This window comes from Aquihabitans sp. G128 (assembly GCF_019048865.1).
Lineage (GTDB): Bacteria > Actinomycetota > Acidimicrobiia > Acidimicrobiales > Iamiaceae > Aquihabitans.
This window is the reverse complement of the sequence record NZ_CP077604.1, coordinates 389,092-406,425: the sequence shown is the minus strand read 5'-3', so window position 1 is coordinate 406,425 and position 17,334 is coordinate 389,092. Positions and strand designations below refer to the sequence as shown.

The following is a 17,334-nucleotide window of genomic DNA, read 5'->3' as shown; positions in this document are numbered from 1 at the left end:
TTCCGATGCACTTCGGACACGGGGACGGACGGATCGCGCAGACCATGACCCCAGCAGGACAACCAACCGAGAGCGATCGGACGGTACGGACGGATCTTCTCGGCAACCCGCCGACACCCTTTGGTTCGAAAGAACCAACCGCTCCATCAAGGCTTACCTGGCGTAATCGCGTCCGTAGCGTCCAACTCAGCCCAAGTTTCGCTGAGGTTCGAACGCTCCGGCTCGGCGCTCCACGTAAGCGTGGGCGACCTTCACCGGAGCGGCAGAGGCGGGACCGACAACCATTGCACCGGTCTCAGAGTTGAGAACGGTAGGCCTCCGCCGCCTTCTACAACCCCTGCGGCCTACGGCCGATAACAGACCTACCGCAGCTAGCGGGTTGGCGTGCCATGGCCGCCGATGCCTGCTGCGACCGCCGCACCCTGGCCACCGCCAACCGTTATCCCGGCCGCAGGCCGGGCACCCGCTTGCGGCCACGGACCGCACACCACTCCCCTGCCTCCCTTGCGGTCGCTGCCGTATCGTCGGTCCGTGAACATGACCTACAGCGGCCCGGTCGACCCCGCGGACCTGCGCTCGCTGCCCACCTCAGAGGCCGCCCTCCTGCTCCTCCAGCACCTGGCTCGCGACGGCGGCGCGCTGAACTCGAACAACACGTTTCGCGGAGCCGAGCAGGCCTACCGAAACAACGGCGAACCTAACGTCGACGTCCTCCTGACCAAGCTGTCTGATGCTTGGGCGTGGCTCGAGGCCCAGGCGTACCTGGGACCTGATCCTCGGCAGACCGGCGGATGGCAACGTCTCACTTCCCGCGGCAGGGAAGCAGCCGAGGACCCGAACCTCCGGACAGCTCAGATCGCAGCGGACCGGCTCACCATGGGCCTCCATCCACTGCTCGACGGGAATGTGCGAGCGATCTTCGCGCTCGGTGACCATGAGACGGCTGCGTTCGCTGCGCTGAAGGCCGTCGAGGTCCGAGTCCGCGACCTTGCTGGGATCGAGGGTCTTGGGGTGCCGCTGATGCGCTCAGCGTTCAAGAAGGACGGCGGCGTCCTAGCTGATCCTGATGCCGACGGAGGCGAGCAGCAGGCGACGATGGATCTGTTCGCCGGTGCCATCGGGACGTTCAAGAACCCGGCCTCGCATCGAACGGTCGACTACGGCGACCCCACCGAAGCCGCCGAAGTCGTTCTCCTCGCCGATCTGCTCATGCGCCTGCTCGACAGGGTCGAGCAGCGCACCCAGTAGATCCAACGCACACCCCTGCTGCACCTGAGACCATGTCGGCCGTGGGGGACGAGCACGGCTACTGGGAGTGGCGCGACCAACTCCTCGCTCACCCCGAGGGTCGCGCCACGGGCGGCGGACCTTGCGTCAAGTGCCCGAACACCGTGCCGCCCAACGCCCACTGGAAGCACCGAGACCGACACGTCTGCGGGCCGCGATGCAACCGACTGCTCGCACGCCAGTTCAGCAGGACGCTTGCCAGCGCTGCACCGCTTCGTATCGACAGGCCAGAGCCACTCGCCGACCCCCGGACCGACCCGACCCCGAGGGTCTTCCGCCACGATGCAGCCTCCGGTGAACCGTTTCCGTTCGAGTTCCACGGATTCGGACCACGCCACGGTGACGTCGTCGAGCGCTACGGCGTCTGCACTGGCTACCAGTGGCTTCGATCCGACAACCCCGCCCAGGTCCCGCCGTATGCGAGCCACGGATTCCACGTCGCATCGCACGAGTCCGGACACCACTTCGTCTACGCCGCAACCGAGCTCGGGAGCCCTGGCGACACCATCCACGGCGACTTCGACGCCGACGCTGTACGCCGGGAGACCTGCAGCCCATTCCGCTACCGAGGCATGGACCTCGTCTGGTGCCGAGAGCACATCCGGGACCTGACTGCCGACGGACAGGAGTACACGTGGCGCGCAGCAGTCTGCGTACCCGCACAGGTGGAACACGGTCCGGCGCTGTGGAGCCCGGCCTACCGGCGCCGGTCCGAGCAACGTGCACGGATCAACGCATCTACCGCTGCGCACGCGCGGCGGGTGCGCCTCGATGCTGCGACCATCGAACGGTTCGACCCGCTTGAGATCTTCGAGCGAGACGAGTGGATCTGCCAGCTCTGCGACGAGCCCGTCGACCGCGCGTTGAAGCACCCAGACCCGCTCGGAGCGAGCCTCGACCACGTCCTTCCGTTGGCTGCCGGCGGCGGTCACAGCCGGGCGAACACCCAGCTCGCTCACTGGATCTGCAACGTGCGCAAGGGTGCTCGAACTCCGGGGAGGTAAGCAGTCGCAGGCGGGCGGCCGCCACGACAGGTCAACCCTTCAGCGCTGACGATCACCAGGTCAGAGGCACCCAGTTGCGCTCTCGGGTCAGCTCCGCACGGTGTACATCGCGGCCGGTTGTACTCACGAAACCGAAGGTGCTCAAGAGCAACTTCGACTTCTTGCGTACTTGCGATTCGTCCGCTAGATCCTACGAACGTGCCGTTCGTCGAGGAGCCATCGACAGCCTATGAACAGGTGGTCCTCTGCCGGGCCTGGGTCACGCTGGCGCTCTCGACGCGGCCAACCAGCGAAGAGGTACAACATGGTCCCCCTCCCAACGCGACGGCCCTTCGGACTCCGGCGCACGAACCCCAGTTCCAGGAGTTCGAGTCCGTTGCAGACGCACACGGCAGCGCAGTCTCCTGAGGCGGCAGGCCGATGACCGTCACCGCGGTTGCCCTTCACCCGGCAGGCAACGAGGAGACCGAAGCGCTGAACCGCCTGCTGAAGCGGGGCGTCCCGGAGGGTCCCGTCCTGGAACTTCTCCGGTTGTTCGACAGGGCGACGGCGTTGGTGCTCAACCGCGAGAGCACGTCCGGGTCCTACGACCTGCTCCGCGGGATGCAGGTCACCACCCTGGCGATGAACAAGGACCTGCCGGGCATGACCGATGTCGTCGCTGCTGGCCTAGGCCCGCTGCTCGACGACGAGTGCCCGTTCCCTCGGATCCGTTTCAAGACGGGCAAGCTCCGGGCGGTCATCTACTGCCACAGAGGTGTCTGGCACTTCCTCGCAACCGGCACTGCAGCGATCTGGCGGCCGAACTCGGAGAACCAGTACTGCGCCGTGCTCGTGGACCTCATCACCGTTCTGCGCCCCCGGATCTTGGCGGCGGCGAGCATCTCTCGGCTGCTGCGGTCGGTGAAGGTCGGCGCCACGATCCATGCCTGCATCGATCAGCGTGTGTCGACGGTGCGGCTTGGCACGACAGAGCTGGTGCTCAGCGATGCGATGAGCGGAGTCATCTGGTCGGCGTACGCGCCGATCGCTGCGACCGAGCGGAACCTCATCGTTCAGCGTCTCCTGATCGGCAAGGTGAACAAGTGGCGTCGAGGCGAGTGGCTCTTCGGCGACAACGCGATCCCGCCCGGCTACTGCCTCACCGAACGACGATTGGCCATCGACGAAGCGATGGTCGGCGCCGTCAAGCGGATCATCGAGCTGCTTGCCGACCCACGAGCTTCTTCGATCTGGACAGTCGGCGAGCTCGGCAAGGCGGGGTTGCGGAGCCGAGAGCCAGGCCCCGGACGCGGCCGGCCGCTGTCCGCCACGACGAACCACTCCAGCACGATCCGAGGCCTGGCGAAGTTCCTTCCTCTGTACGCCACGGGGAAGCAGGTTCTCCGGCTCGCAGTGCCGTTTCCCGGGCTCGACGACTTCGCTGGACTTCCCGTGAATCGGGTGGATGGACTCGACGACCACGGATTCGTGGAGCTCCCCTACGACTTGGACGTGCCACCAGGTGGCTGGGCAGACGCCGACCTCCTGGAGACGGCTCTGCAAGCGTGGCAGGAGCAGGAGTACGGGACCGGAGAGCGCATCGAAGTGCGCCCCCAGGGCCGTGCTGCTGGCCCGATCCGACGGCTGTTCAGCCATGTCCGAGTCAGGAGCGCCGACGGAGAACCGCTGCGCCTGCGCGCCGATCGAAGCGGAGCCCTTGAGCTGGTCGTCGACCGAAGCCAGCGCGCAGCCGGTCCTGTCGGGCAACCGTCGCCTGGTGGCCGAGGAGTGCAGTCGTGAGCGACCTACTACCCGGCGCCGTCATCGGAGCGATCCCTGAGGAGGCCTTCCGACGTGGCCTCTACGACTCGGCCGTCGCCGGCATCCGAGAGGGCGCGGCCCTCGAGGTTGTTGATGGACTTCGCAGGTTCCACATCTCGGAGCTTCGATCGGTGACCGTCGACCGCTCCGAGATTCGGCGCACCGTCCTGAAGAAGGAGATCGCCGACGCCCGCAACAGTGGGAAGAAGGCTCGTCGCCTTGCCGTCCAGCTCGCATCGGACGACGCAGACCTCACCGCTGACTTCCTTGCAGACGCTTCGCGGGCGAACCGCAAGACCAAAGAACTGCAAGCAGAGCTCGACGCCCTGGCTGACGAACCAGAGCCATTCGGCCTGCAACCGCTCCCTACTGACGGCACCTACCTCGCACGAGGGGTTGCAGCGATGCTGCATCTCGACTCCTTGGTGGAGGACCATGAGGCGCTTGCGATGTCTCAGCTGGTGGCCGACATGGAGATCGTCGACTCCGGCGCCCAGGAGGTCACGATCGAATGGTGGCTGCGGTTCCCGGCGTCGGTCGGGATCGTGAGGCTCGGACCGCTGCGCTTCACCGTCGAGCCCGTGCGTCACCCGGTGCGGCTCCTCCGCCCAGCGGTCCACCGGTTTGCTGCCGCTGCGAACCTCGACTTCGAGTACCGCTCGCGTATCCGGACCAGCGACGCCATGACGCAGATGGCCCGGACCCACCTCGTCTCCTTCGGCGTGCCAGAGGCCTCCGCCACGGTCCTGGCGGACTGCCCGATCCCCGAGGTCATCGACGTCGTCTCGGCCCGCTTGGTCGGGGCCCCTGCACCGAGCGTCGACCCTGCGTACGCCCGGCTCATCGAGAGCACCTACATCGATCGCGCAGTTGCTTGGGTTCGCTTCTACGCACGGCCCTGCAAGTCGCGCCAAGCTGTCATCGACGCAGTCTCGATCCTCGGTGGGGCGGCCACTGGCGATGCTGTCCTCGAGCTGATGCACGGCGAACTGATCGGAAAGAAGGAGAGGGAGACCCTTGCGCGGGCTGCGACCCACCGGGCCTCTGGGGACTGGGCAGGCGTGCCGTCTGCGCTGCACAACCCGATCGACCCGCGCTACAGCGGCAAGCAGATGCTCTCGCTGGTGACATGCAGGCACTGCGGGCGTTTGGTTGACTTCGCCTTGATGGTGCCGGAGGTGGCCGACCTCCTCCTGTGCACCTCGTGTTGGCGGATGCCCCGGGTGGAGAACTCGCCTGTCTTCCCCGCCTCATACGGGCTGCTGCGCTCAGCGACCGAGTGACCGCTCCGAGATGCAGGCCGGGCGCCGAAGGGCGGTGTGGGCCCATGAGAACCCGGCGTCGGAAGTCCGGCGGCTCAGGAGCTTGAGTCGCGTTTGGTCGCCCTGCTTGCACGGCTGGTCCATGGTCGAACAGTCAGGGTCATGGCTGCCGCTGCGAAATGTCCTGTCCTGTTCGAGTCGAGCGAACTTGCCGATCTGATCGAGCAGTACGCAGCACGCCTCGACGCCGGCATGGAGCTACCGACCCAACCAGTCACAGTGACGTTCCGCCCGATGAGCGATGGAAACGTCACGGAGTCGTCCGCCTGAGCGCAACTGGCCGTCCAGACCCAACCCCTCGCCTTCGCACCCAGTGGCAAGGCCACGCACTTCGACCGACTGCATCGTCACGGCAGGTACAACCCACTCGTCGGACGGCGGTGTCCGTCGACGGGTTCGAAGCTCTTCATCACGAGTCGCCCCACCCTGTCCACCGTTGCGTCCCACTCGGGCGACGCCCACCCGAGAAGTTTGCGCCGCTCTACTGCGACGAGCACGTAGGCGTAGAGAGCAACCGCCAGGTTCTCAGCGGCAACGGCATCGTTCGTACCGATCGTGGCCATGCTCCGCGAACCCGCGCCCCCACCCGTCGACTCGAGCTCGACTCGAGACAGGATGCCGTGGATGCTTGCGTGGCTGACCGCTGAGGTGGCCCGGAAGATGGTCCCAGGGGCGCTCTCGCGTGCAGAGCCGGAGAAGAGCCGGCCGATGGCCTTCGCCGTCCCGAGTCTCGGTTCGCCGACGTACCAGCTTCCGTCCTTGTCCTTCGCAACCTCGTACTTCTTGGCCTGACCCCAGGCCGTCAAGGACTCGCGGTCGAAGTCACGGTCGTAGGCCTTCCTGTCCTCTCCTGTGAAGGACTTGCGGCGGTGATGCCCGGTGTGGAGGGTCTCGGTCATGTTGCGGCCGACTCGCCGCTTCACTCCGATGTGAGGGTCGATGAGCCATCGAACGCGCCCGAGCGTCTCGAGGAGTGCTCGCAGGATGACCGATGGGGTGAAGACCGACACGGCGTCCGGCGGCCGGTAGAGGCCGCTGAGCGAATCGAGGTGGTCCTCGGCGGCGAGCATGAGGAGCGCTGCCTTCCCGTAGGCGCTCTCGACCGGCGCCCGCTCCCCCGGCGGCGTCCAATCCGCCTCGACAGCAAGCTCCGCCATCGCTGGCGAGTCCGCCGCAGGGCGCCACGGCACTGGCAACTGCCTCGAATCGCTGTGTGCGAGGACCTCTGCGACGAGGTCCTGGTGAGGCCGGATGGTGTTGAAGAAGCCGTCTGCGTTGGCAGCAGACAGCGCAGCGATCGCCATCGCCTGACCGTACGTCCGGGACTGCCGCGTGAGCCGGTTTAGGTTGGGTGTGGGTTCAGGCCCGCATCACTGGGATCTTGCCGTCCCCTCACCGTTGTGGGGGAGCGCCCTAACGGGCGTCTCCTTAGCTTTCGCGCGGTGCGAGGCGCCTGCCCGGGGACCGGCAGCGCCGATCGGCACGATCTCGCCCCAACCTCGCCCAACCAGGAGCACGTGCCGTGAGCGCAGCCGACACCACCGCACGAATCGCCTACCTTGAAGACGTGGATGGGGGTCGTTTGCTGGTGGTGGAGGACGATGCCGGGATCGGCGTCGCCCTGCAGCGGGCCCTCGAGAACGCTGGCTACGACGTCGACCGGGTGGCCACCGTCGCTGCCGCATGGGAGGTCGTCGACCCGCCAGATCTGGTGTTGCTCGACCTCGGCCTCCCCGATGGGGATGGCCTCGATGTGGCTAGGGAGTACCTCCGCCGTTGGCCGTCGCTGCCGATGCTGATGCTGACTGCGCGCGCTGAGGAGATGGACATCGTCATCGGCCTCGATTCCGGCGCTGCGGACTACCTGACCAAGCCCTTCCGCTTGGCCGAGCTCCTGGCCCGCATCCGAGCCCAGCTCCGCCGCCCCGACTCCTCGCCCGGCACGAACGTGTTGCAGGACGGCGACGTCCACGTCGACCTGGATGCCCGGCGGGTGCTCGTGGCCGGCCATGAGGTCCTCGTGCGGGCCAAGGAGTTCGACCTGTTGGCCGAGCTGTTGCGCCACAAGGGCCAGGCCCTCACCCGCGAGTCGCTCATGTCGAACGTGTGGGATGAGCACTGGTTCGGCTCGACCAAGACCCTGGACGTGCACATGTCGTCGCTGCGTCGCCGGCTCGGCGAGCAGCCCGGTGAGTCGAGCCGGATCACCTCGCTGCGCGGGGTCGGCTACCGGTGGGAGGTCCGCGGGTGATCGGCCGAGCCCAGCGCCGGGCCTCACTCCGAGCGACGGGGTGAGGCGCCGGATCCTCACCGCCATCGTCGGTGTCGTGGTGCTGGCCGCAGCGGTGCTGACGTTGCCGCTCGGGCTGGTCATCGCCAGCCGGCAACAGGCCGATTCGGTCCTCGAGCTCGATCGGGCCGCCGAACGCACCGCCGCTGGCCTCGGTCCCGACGTGGGCCAGCCGGGAGCCGAGATCGACCTGGCCAGCGAGGAGGCCAACCTCTCGGTGGCGGTCTACGACCGGGCGGGCAAGCGGTTGGCCGGCGAGGGACCGATGCGCGCCGACGAGATCGTCGAACGCCGAGGGATCGCCACGACCGACGGCACCGTCGGGTCCGAGCGGGTGCTCGCCCGGCCGGTGACCCTCGACGATCGGCGCATCGCGACCATCCGGGTGGCCGAGCCCAAAGCGGACACCACGGCGCGGGTCCGTCGGGACCTGTTGCTGCTCGTCGCAGTCGATGCCGTCGCCGTCGCCGTCGCCGTCGCGGTCGGGGCCGTGCTGGCGGCCCGGTTGGCCCGGCCGCTGCAGGCCGTCCGCGACGATGCCGTGCGATTGGGCAACGGAGACTTCGCCATCGCCTCCCGGTCAAGCGGTGTGGCGGAGATCGACGACACCTCTGCCGCCTTGGCTGACACTGCTGCGCGGCTCGAGGCGGTTCTCCAACGTGAGCGCACCTTCTCGGCAAACGCGTCTCACCAGTTGCGCACGCCGGTGACCAGCATGCGCCTCGCCGTCGAGTCCGAGCTGGCCACCCCGCGCGACGCTCCCGAGGAGGTCCTGGCCGAGGTGCTCGCCGACCTCGACCGCCTGGAGTCGACGATCTCCACCTTGCTAGCGGTCGCCCGCGACCTGCCCCGGACCTACGAGCCCTTGGACCCGGTGGCAGCGGCGCGCCGGCTGCACGAGCGCTGGGCCCAGCGGCTCGGTCGAACGGGCCGGGACCTGGCCGTGGCCGGAACAGGCGACGGCGTGGTGCGGGTCAGCACCGAGGTGCTCGACGAGATCCTCGACGTGTTGATCGACAACGCCGGGCGCCACGGGAGCGGGACGGTCCGGGTGGAGATCGATGCAGCCGGCAGCGGCATGCTCTCGGTCGCGGTGGCCGACGAGGGCCGCTCAGCTGTCGACAGCGCCACCATCTTCCAGCGCCGCCCACCCGGGAGGGACCGCCACGGGCTCGGGCTGGCGTTGGCGCGATCCCTGGCCGAAGCCGAGGGTGGTCGACTCTTCCTCAGCGGGACCGGGCCGACCACCTTTCGCTTGGTCCTGCCCGATCGGGCCTGAGCTCCGACCCGGAGATTTGGGCGTCCTCTAACCGAATCGGGCGTGGGGTCGAACCGGCCCGCAGGCACCTTGGCGCCAGACGGTCCGAACCGGACCGTCACGCCGAGTCGGCCCGCAAGGTGTCGGCCACCCAGAAGAGGTGCGCATGGAAGCGAACGTTTCGACCCGACCAACCGCTCGAGCGGTCCTGAACAAGGTCCCGGAGGTCACGATCTTCTTCTGGATCATCAAGATCATGGCCACCACGGTCGGCGAGACCTTCGCCGACCTGCTCTCGGAGAACCTCAAGCTGGGGCTCACCAAGACCATGGTGGTCATGGGCGTCCTGCTGGTGGGGGCGCTGGTGGCCCAGTTCCGGTCCCGCCGCTACACGCCGGGGATCTACTGGATCACCGTCGTGCTCATCAGCGTGGTCGGCACGCTCATCACCGACAAGCTCGTCGATGACCTGGGCGTGGCGCTGCGCACCACGACGATCGCCTTCGGCATCGCCATGCTGGCCACCTTCGCGGCCTGGTGGTCGCAGGAGAAGACGCTGTCGATCCACTCGATCCACACCCCGAAGCGCGAGGCCTTCTACTGGCTGGCCATCCTGTTCACCTTCGCCCTGGGCACCGCCGCCGGCGACTACATCGCCGAGACCCTGAACCTGGGCTACTGGAAGTCGGCCCTGATGTTCGGCGGCCTCATCGCCCTGGTGGCCATCGCCCGCTTCGGCCTCAAGGTCAACGCCGTGCTCACCTTCTGGCTGGCCTACATCCTCACCCGTCCCCTCGGCGCCTCGATCGGCGACTACCTGTCCCAGCCCCGCTCGGCCGGCGGGCTCGGGCTCGGCACCACCGGCACCAGCCTGCTGTTCCTAGCCACGATCCTCGGTGTCGTCGTCTACCTCACCCGCACCAAGCGCGACCAGGCGCCTGCGCTGGTCGAACCCGCCGCCGCATGAGTCGGCCCCTGATCGACGCCGACGGGCCGGGAGTCCCCGTCGGCGTCGGAGGCGGACCGGGCCACCATGGATCGTGACCTGTTCGAATCGGTGAACCGGTTCGCCGTCCGGACCCCCTGGCTGCACGGCACGGCGAGCGCCTACGCCACCTACGGGATCGTGGCCTTCGCCGGCCTACTCGTGTGGGCGTGGGTGCGGGCTCGCCGGGTCGGCGACCTCAGGGGCCAAGCCGGCCTCCTATGGGCGGGGCTTGCCCCGCTCGTAGCCCTCCTCGTCGGCATCGCCATCCACGTCTTCATCGATCGTCCTCGGCCCTACGCCGCGCTGCCGCACATAGAGGTCTTGGTTGCCCGCACCACCGACGGGTCGTTCCCGAGCGACCACTCGCTTGCGGTCGGCGCCGTCGCTGCCGGTATCTGGCTGGTGGACCGCACCGTGGGCGGGGTCGCATTCGTGCTCGCCATCCTGATGGCGGTCACCCGGGTCTACGCCGGCGCCCACTACCCGTCCGATGTCGTCGCCGGCCTCCTGATCAGCGCAGCCGTCGCGGTCGCCGGCGCCCGCCTCGTGCGTCCGCCGGTCGAGAGGCTCCTGGGCTCGGTGAGTCGGGTGCCGCTCGTGGCTCTCCTCGCGGGTCGTGCCACTGGGCACCGGCAGACCGCCCCTGACGGTCACGTGCGGGTCGGCCCGTGATGGCCCGCCTGTCGTCGCCTGCGCCGGCGGAGACTGCCGACGTTCTCGAATCGCTTCGCCGTTGAGACCGGCCGAGCCCCGCCTCGACCTCGTCGATGCGGCGACCGGCTCGCCGTCTCGGGCGCAGTTCGTCCGGGTGGTCATGGTTTGCGCACTCGGCTTTGCTGCGTTGACCACCTGGGTGGTGTCTGCGCAGGGACACGTTGCTGTGGACCGGAACATCGCCGTGTCCGTGGCTGAGCACCGCAGCGCATCGGTCACCAGCGTCATGTCGGTGGTGACCCGCCTTGGATCTGGTCCAGCTGCAGGGCTGGTGCTCCTGGCGCTCGCAGGATGGGCGCTTCGGCGCCGCGACGCCGGGCCCTTCCTGAGGGTCGCCGCTGCGGTGGCGGCTGCGACCTTGTCGTCGCAGGCCTTCAAGCACGCCGTGAACCGCCCTCGGCCAGGCAGGACCTTCGCCCTGGAACACCTCGCCAGCGCGCCGTTCCCGTCAGGACACGCCACGATGGCGGCAGCCCTGTGGGGTTCGCTGGCGCTGGTGATCTGGGGACGGCTGCCCGGCCCTCGGGCTGCGAGACCACTCGCGGGCGGCTGGGCCGTGATCACGGTTGCGGTCGCCGCCTCCCGAGTCGAGCTGGGCGTGCACTGGACGACTGACGTCATTGCCGGGGTCCTGCTCGGGACCGCGTGCGCAGCGGCTACCGCAGCGGTGCTGGGCACGGGCGACGGCTCGAGCGGAGAGGCCACCTCGAGCCGAGCATCAGCGGCCGCAGGCAACACGTCCGACGATGGCCACTCGCGGGGTCACGTAGTCAGCCGGCCTGGACCGGTCAGCAGATCTCCGTCGGTTGGCGCCCGCCCGCCAGCCGATGGACGCCGCCACCTTGGGTGAACCCGCCACCCGAGGTGGCGGCACCACCCGCGCGGTGCCGGGACGGTCTGGTCAGCGCAGAGCGTGACCGCCGGCGCCAACTTCAGGGTCTGACGGTGGTTGGTGTCGCTGGGCAGGCCGGTTGGCCTTCGCGAGCCGTGACGCACACGCGATGGGCGATCACCCGCCGGTCGTGTTGGTGGACGATCACCACCAACCCGACGATCGGACCGAGGAGCACGCACAGCAGCAGGAGGCTGCTCCGAAACTCCGCCCGGAGACGCTCCTTGGGGCTCGGCCCGCTCGGCTCCGGACGATCCATGAGCTGCGCACGGTAGGGAACCGTCGGCAAGGCGAAGAGCACGATCCGGTCAGGCGACGGCAAACCTCGGTGTGCCCCTCAGGCGCCGCTCGGACCCAATCGGTAGGGGCCGACGAACCCTTGTGTCGACCGAAGGCTTTGCCGAGCGTTGACCGTCCACCGGTTCGGGCCTAGCCGACCCCTCCGTACGTTCCGGGTACGCCCCGACGAACGGACCGCGATGACCGCCACGCTCGAACGCACCGATGCCCCCACTCGACCCCCCGGCCCTGCGCCGCGGAAGCCTCGACGTTGGCGCCGTGCCCGAGCGGCGGCGCTGGTTCTCCTGCTCATGGGGGTCCCGGTCGGCTGGTCCTACGGCCACGCCCTCACCTATCCCGGCTCGGCATCGACCTCCGTTCGGACCGTCGACTGGATCCGCTCTCACGGCGGGAGCGGGATCGTGAACAGCGTCGAGGTCTGGTACTACTCCCGTCAGGAGCCGCCGACCCACGGCCGGCCGTCCGGGCCTCTTCCACCCGTGCCCAGCATCGCCCAAGGTTCGATCGTCCGAGCTGCGCGCCAGGCAGGCACGCTGCCGGGGCTTCGGCCTGCGATTGCTCCGATGATGCCAGGCGAAGGTCGCTGGACCCCTGGCCCGGTCGCCCGAAACGGCGTCACCGCCAGCTACACGACGTGGTTCCGCCCCGACCCGAAGCACCCGACGATGGTCGCCGGGCTCCTGTGGCTCGACCGCCGGGCGGTTCGCCTCGACCTCGTCGCCGGCACCAAGGAGCCCGGTGGGCAATCGTGGCCGGGATCGGCGGAGATTCCGCCGGCCAGCCGGTCCAAGACCGTCGCCGCCTTCAACTCGGGGTTCCTGCTCCGAGACAGCGGCGGGGGGTTCTACCAAGCGGGGCACCACGTAGGGAGGCTGCAGCGGGGTGCTGCGTCGATCGTGGTCGACAAGACCGGTGCGATCTCGCTGGGCGAGTGGGGTCGCGACGTCCGCATGACCCCGTCGACCTACGCCGTCCGCCAGAACCTGCACCTCATCGTGGACCGGTCCCGGCCGGTGAAGGGCCTCGTCCACAACGGCCACAAGCTGTGGGGGTCTCGTCGTAGCCAGCTCCAGTGGACCTGGCGGTCCGGCCTCGGTATCGACGCCGCCGGAAACCCCATCTACGTCGCTGGCAACCACTTCACCCTGGTCTCGCTGGCCGACGCCCTCACCCAGGCCGGGGCAGTGCGTGGCATGCAGCTCGACATCCACACGCCGATGGTGACGGCGAACCTGTTCGACCTGGGTCGGTCGGACCGGCGCAGGGCGCCGGTGCGGCTGTTGCCGACGATGTCTCGACCTGCGGATCGCTACGCCGCTCCCGACCAGCGGGACTTCATCACGGCGACCCTGCGATGACGGCCCGCCACCGGACACTGCGGCGAGCTACCGCCCTCGCGGCGGCGATCCTGCTGGCCACCGGTTGTGCTTGTGTCGGCCTCACCGTGCATCCGTTCGTCGCCCAAGGGGGCCAACCGGTCTCCTCCGCCGGTGCGTTCACGGGACCGACGACTCCTGCTCACCCCGTGAAGCAGTCGGCGCAGCCACCGAGCGGCTGGGCCCAGCAGCGAACCACGTCGGTCGGCGCTCCCCTGATGGCGACATCGCTGCTCCAGCCCGACCCCACCGATCCGAGAGCCTTCGTCGCCGCCGCATGGCTCTCGCCCGACCTCCAGTTCCACGTCGTGCCCGGCACGACCCAACCAGGAGGGACCTGGTCGACCACAGGCCAAGTGCCATCGGCGCTGCGCTCTTCACTGGTCGCAGTGTTCAACGGCGGGTTCAAGTACCAGGACCTCACCGGCGGGTTCGAAGCGGAGGCTCGGGTCGCTCGGCGCCTCGTCGTTGGCCAGGCATCGCTCGTCGTCCGCCGCGACGGGTCTGCTCAGGTCGGTGCTTGGGGCACCGACATCGCACCGTCACCGGACATCGTCGCGGTCCGGCAGAACCTGATGCCGATCGTCGAGCAGGCCCGATCCGTTCCGGGCCTGCTGACCCTGCACGACGGATCGTGGAGCACCGAACACCACCAGGTGCAGCGCACACCTCGATCTGCGCTCGGCCAGCGGCCGGACGGCTCGCTGGTCTACGTCGCCGGGCCGGATCTGGACCTGGCGCAGCTCGCCGCCGGCCTCGTCCAGGCCGGCGCCGTCACTGGCATGGAGCTCGACATCCACCCGAACATGGTCGTCTTCCACCTCTTCGCCGGCGGGAACGCGACAGGCCCAGGTACGTCGAAGGAACTGCTCCAGGTGATGACCGCAGCCTCGGACCGCTACCTCACCCCCGATCGACGTGACTTCGTTGCCGTCACCGAGCAGCGCACCATCCGATGAACACTGCGTCCGCACCGCCGTCCCGTCGAACGCACTGCGCCGCGACGCCGCCCGCTTCGGCCGTCGGCGGATCACTGGCCCGAGCCGTGTTCGATGCCTGTCGGCCGAAGCAGTGGGTGAAGAACGTGCTCGTCCTAGCGGCTCCCTTTGCCGCCGGACGGCTCACCGACCCCCGTGCGGTCGGCGGTGCGCTGCTGGCCGGAGTCGCCTTCGTCCTCGCGTCGAGCGCTACGTACTTGATCAACGACGCCGGAGATGTCAAGGCGGACCGGCTCCACCCGACGAAGTCCCTCCGTCCCATCGCCGCTGGTCGACTCCGCGTCGGGCAGGCTCGGGCAGCGGCGTCGATGCTCGTCGGCCTTGCCCTGACCCTCGCGTGGCTCTCAGGGCCGACGATGATCGTGGTGCTGGCCGCCTACCTGGTGACCACCACGGGCTACACCCGATGGTTGAAGCGGGTCCCGGTGGTCGATGTGCTGGTCGTCGCTTCGGGGTTCGTCCTCCGCACGGCCGCAGGTGCCGCCGGGGCCCACGTTCCTCTGACACCGGTGTTCCTGGCCATCGCCGCCGGCGGTGCCCTCTTCATCGTGCTCGGCAAACGCATGGGAGAGCTTGCCGAGCTCGGTGCCGATGCAGCTTCTCATCGCCTCGTCCTCGGCTGGTACACGCCGGTCCGATGCACCCTCCTGCTCGGTGGGGCACTCGCGGTGACGGTGGGTGCCTTCACCGTCTGGGCGCTCGGGACCGGCGACGGGGCCAGCACCTCCTCGCTCGCCACCGGGACGGTCACCCCGGCAGCCGTCGCGATCGTGCCCTTCGTGGCGGCGTCGGCTCGGGCCTGGCTCCTCGTACGAGCCGGACGAGGGGCGGACCCGCTCCGCCTCTTCGCCAGCAACCGCACCCTCCAGCTGCTCGGCCTGGCGATGGCGGTACTCGTCGCCCTCTCGGTCTACGCCTGACGCAAACCCTTGACCGTCGCCTAACCAGATCGGTCCCATCCGATGTTCTGGCCATCCGTACCGTCCTGGTCATGCTCGCTCACCTGATCGCCAGCGTCCCGTGGAAGCCAGAGTTCTGGCTAGAGAAGGCTGGCGGCAGCGCGGCCTACGTCGTGGTTGCCATCCTTTTCGCCGAGTCCGGGCTGTTCTTCGGCTTCTTCCTCCCCGGGGACTCGCTGCTGTTCCTCTCGGGCTTCCTCACTTCGAGCGGCGCTGCGGCCTATGCCTCTGCCGGTCACCCCGGCGCAGCCCTTGCGCCCGTCGTCAACGGCATGCCGCCGCTGGCAGTCCTGTTGCCGCTCTTCTTCGTGGCTGCGGTGCTCGGCGACCAGGTGGGCTACTGGCTCGGGAAGCGAGTCGGCGCCGCACTGTTCTCCCGGGAGGACTCGCGGCTGTTCAAGCAGAGCCACGTGACGAAGGCGCACGACTTCCTCGAGCGCCACGGACCCAAGACGATCCTGCTCGCCCGGTTCGTACCGATCGTGCGGACCTTCGCACCGGTGGTGGCCGGCGTCGGCGGCATGCGCTATCGGACATTCCTCGCCTACAACCTGCTCGGGGCGCTGATCTGGGCGATGGGCCTCACCACGCTGGGCCACTACCTCGGCAACGTCGGCGTCATCCGCGACCACATCGAGGCTGCCGTCCTCGCCGTTGTCGCCCTGTCGCTGGTGCCGGTGGCCGTCGAGGTCCTTCGCTCACGACGCCACATCGAGGTCGCCTGATCTCCGAGCGAAGTCGGTGGCCCATCCTCAGGGTCCTCTAAGGCGCGCTTCGCTACGTTCAGCACGCCTAACGCCGAGAGGGTGCCCGTCCTGCCACTCAAGGCAGCGGACTCCACCTCATCTCGTGAGGGGCATCCTCCTCCGCTCACCCGACACCCGAACGGCCCCATGCTCGCCAACTACCTCATCGGCCTCCGCGAAGGCCTCGAAGCCGCCCTCGTGGTGTGCATCCTCGTCGCCTACCTGGTCAAGACCGAGCGCCGCGACCTGCTGCCACGGATCTGGGTCGGTGTCGCCATCGCCGTCTCGATCTCGGTGGCCTTCGGTGCCCTGCTGACCTACGGGCCCAAAGGCCTGTCGTTCGAGGCCCAGGAGATCATCGGCGGGACCCTGTCGATCATCGCCGTGGCCTTCGTGACCTGGATGATCTTCTGGATGAGCCGCACTGCTCGGTCGCTCAAGGGTGAGCTCGAGGCTCGCCTCGACCTCGCCGCCGGAGCAGGAGCGGGCGCGCTCGTACTGGTGGCGATGCTGGCCGTCGGCCGAGAAGGGCTCGAGACAGCGCTGTTCCTCTGGGCTGCGGCGCAGGCAACCGGGTCCACATCGCAGCCGCTCCTGGGGGCGCTGCTCGGGCTGGGCTCGGCCGTCGTGCTCGGGGTCCTGATCTACCGCGGCGCAGTCAAGCTCGACCTGGGCAAGTTCTTCACCTGGACCGGTGGCTTCCTGGTCCTGGTAGCGGCCGGGGTCCTGGCCTACGGCATTCACGACCTCCAAGAGGGCGGCGTGCTCCCCGGCGTCAACTCGCTCGCCTTCGACTTCTCCGCACAGATCCCACCGTCGAGCTGGTACGCCACCGTGCTCCGAGGAACCATCAACTTCACCCCCGCCACCACGTGGCTCCAGGCGCTCGTCTGGACCCTGTACGTGGTGCCCGTGCTCAGCCTCTTCATCAGCAGCGTGCGGCGGCCCAGCCCTGCTCCGGCCCCCACGCCCGCACCACAGCTCCACGGAGGATCCTGAACAATGCCCCACCGCACCGCCGCGCTCGTCGGCGCCGCAATCGTGCTCTGCCTCGCATCGGGCTGCACCGACAACCCCTCAGGCTCCGCCGACGGTACCGGCGCAAAGGTCAAGGTCTCCAGCACCGACGACGCCTGCACGCTCTCCGCAACCACGGCTGCGAGCGGCAGCCTGGTCTTCTCCGTGACCAACGATGGCGCGAAGCCGACCGAGTTCTACCTCCTCGGCTCGGATGGCGCCGATGTCGTTGGAGAGGTCGAGAACATCGGTCCGGGCGTCACCCGCAGCCTCACCGTCCAAGCCGAGAAGGGCACGTACACGACGATGTGCAAGCCCGGGATGGTCGGCAAGGGGATCCGAGCCCCGTTCAAGGTGACCGACACCTAGGACCGAGCAGC

General features: G+C 68.6%; 17 protein-coding genes. 16 read left to right on the top strand and 1 reads right to left on the bottom strand.

Annotation, left to right across the window (positions count from 1 at the left end):
* The first annotated feature begins 537 nt into the window (after positions 1 to 537).
* The 5 genes from KSP35_RS01850 to KSP35_RS01830 all read left to right on the top strand — a co-directional run bounded on the left by KSP35_RS01850 (position 538) and on the right by KSP35_RS01830 (position 5,686).
* On the top strand, positions 538 to 1,248 hold the full coding sequence (locus KSP35_RS01850; protein ID WP_254127148.1) for a TIGR02391 family protein: 711 nt from the start codon (positions 538 to 540) through the stop codon (positions 1,246 to 1,248).
* Between the two features lie 41 nt (positions 1,249 to 1,289).
* Positions 1,290 to 2,291, top strand: coding sequence for an HNH endonuclease (locus KSP35_RS01845; protein ID WP_216998548.1), 1,002 nt, complete (start codon positions 1,290 to 1,292; stop codon positions 2,289 to 2,291).
* Positions 2,292 to 2,711: 420 nt separating this feature from the next.
* Entirely contained in the window at positions 2,712 to 4,073 is a 1,362-nt protein-coding gene (locus KSP35_RS01840; protein ID WP_216998547.1) for a hypothetical protein, read from the top strand.
* Positions 4,070 to 5,377 carry a hypothetical protein gene (locus KSP35_RS01835; protein WP_216998546.1) on the top strand — a complete coding sequence of 436 codons (1,308 nt, stop codon included), beginning with the start codon at positions 4,070 to 4,072 and terminating at the stop codon, positions 5,375 to 5,377. The genes KSP35_RS01840 and KSP35_RS01835 overlap by 4 nt, the downstream gene beginning before the upstream one ends.
* Positions 5,378 to 5,518: 141 nt before the next feature.
* Positions 5,519 to 5,686 (top strand): hypothetical protein, encoded by a 168-nt coding sequence (locus KSP35_RS01830; protein WP_216998545.1) that lies wholly within the window; start codon positions 5,519 to 5,521, stop codon positions 5,684 to 5,686.
* Positions 5,687 to 5,763: 77 nt separating this feature from the next.
* On the opposite strand, the gene KSP35_RS01825 is transcribed toward KSP35_RS01830, so the two are convergent.
* Positions 5,764 to 6,720 carry a hypothetical protein gene (locus KSP35_RS01825; protein ID WP_216998544.1) on the bottom strand — a complete coding sequence of 319 codons (957 nt, stop codon included), beginning with the start codon at positions 6,718 to 6,720 and terminating at the stop codon, positions 5,764 to 5,766.
* Positions 6,721 to 6,938: 218 nt separating this feature from the next.
* Here KSP35_RS01825 and KSP35_RS01820 point away from each other — a divergent pair, with 218 nt between their 5' ends.
* The 11 genes from KSP35_RS01820 to KSP35_RS01770 all read left to right on the top strand — a co-directional run bounded on the left by KSP35_RS01820 (position 6,939) and on the right by KSP35_RS01770 (position 17,323).
* Positions 6,939 to 7,667 (top strand): response regulator transcription factor, encoded by a 729-nt coding sequence (locus KSP35_RS01820; protein WP_254126933.1) that lies wholly within the window; start codon positions 6,939 to 6,941, stop codon positions 7,665 to 7,667.
* 40 nt (positions 7,668 to 7,707) lie between these two features.
* Complete coding sequence (locus KSP35_RS01815; RefSeq protein WP_216998543.1) at positions 7,708 to 8,985, top strand: sensor histidine kinase KdpD; 1,278 nt, start codon at positions 7,708 to 7,710, stop codon at positions 8,983 to 8,985.
* A gap of 145 nt (positions 8,986 to 9,130) precedes the next feature.
* Positions 9,131 to 9,931 carry a hypothetical protein gene (locus KSP35_RS01810; protein ID WP_216998542.1) on the top strand — a complete coding sequence of 267 codons (801 nt, stop codon included), beginning with the start codon at positions 9,131 to 9,133 and terminating at the stop codon, positions 9,929 to 9,931.
* Positions 9,932 to 10,090: 159 nt separating this feature from the next.
* Positions 10,091 to 10,624, top strand: a complete 534-nt coding sequence (locus KSP35_RS01805) for a phosphatase PAP2 family protein (protein ID WP_371748629.1) — start codon at positions 10,091 to 10,093, stop codon at positions 10,622 to 10,624.
* Between the two features lie 142 nt (positions 10,625 to 10,766).
* Positions 10,767 to 11,516, top strand: coding sequence for a phosphatase PAP2 family protein (locus KSP35_RS25445; RefSeq protein ID WP_371748939.1), 750 nt, complete (start codon positions 10,767 to 10,769; stop codon positions 11,514 to 11,516).
* Between the two features lie 1,007 nt (positions 11,517 to 12,523).
* A complete protein-coding gene (locus tag KSP35_RS01795) occupies positions 12,524 to 13,216 on the top strand; it encodes a phosphodiester glycosidase family protein (protein ID WP_216998539.1) in 693 nt (230 codons plus the stop codon).
* Positions 13,213 to 14,193 carry a phosphodiester glycosidase family protein gene (locus tag KSP35_RS01790; protein ID WP_216998538.1) on the top strand — a complete coding sequence of 327 codons (981 nt, stop codon included), beginning with the start codon at positions 13,213 to 13,215 and terminating at the stop codon, positions 14,191 to 14,193. Before KSP35_RS01795 ends, KSP35_RS01790 begins: the two co-directional genes overlap by 4 nt.
* Entirely contained in the window at positions 14,190 to 15,152 is a 963-nt protein-coding gene (locus KSP35_RS01785) for a decaprenyl-phosphate phosphoribosyltransferase (RefSeq protein WP_216998537.1), read from the top strand. The genes KSP35_RS01790 and KSP35_RS01785 overlap by 4 nt, the downstream gene beginning before the upstream one ends.
* A gap of 71 nt (positions 15,153 to 15,223) precedes the next feature.
* Positions 15,224 to 15,916, top strand: coding sequence for a VTT domain-containing protein (locus tag KSP35_RS01780; RefSeq protein ID WP_216998536.1), 693 nt, complete (start codon positions 15,224 to 15,226; stop codon positions 15,914 to 15,916).
* 168 nt (positions 15,917 to 16,084) lie between these two features.
* The gene (gene efeU, locus KSP35_RS01775; protein WP_216998535.1) at positions 16,085 to 16,936 is read left to right on the top strand and encodes an iron uptake transporter permease EfeU; all 852 of its coding nucleotides are present in this window, start codon (positions 16,085 to 16,087) and stop codon (positions 16,934 to 16,936) included.
* Between the two features lie 3 nt (positions 16,937 to 16,939).
* A complete protein-coding gene (locus tag KSP35_RS01770; protein ID WP_216998534.1) occupies positions 16,940 to 17,323 on the top strand; it encodes a cupredoxin domain-containing protein in 384 nt (127 codons plus the stop codon).
* The last annotated feature ends 11 nt before the right edge of the window (positions 17,324 to 17,334 follow it).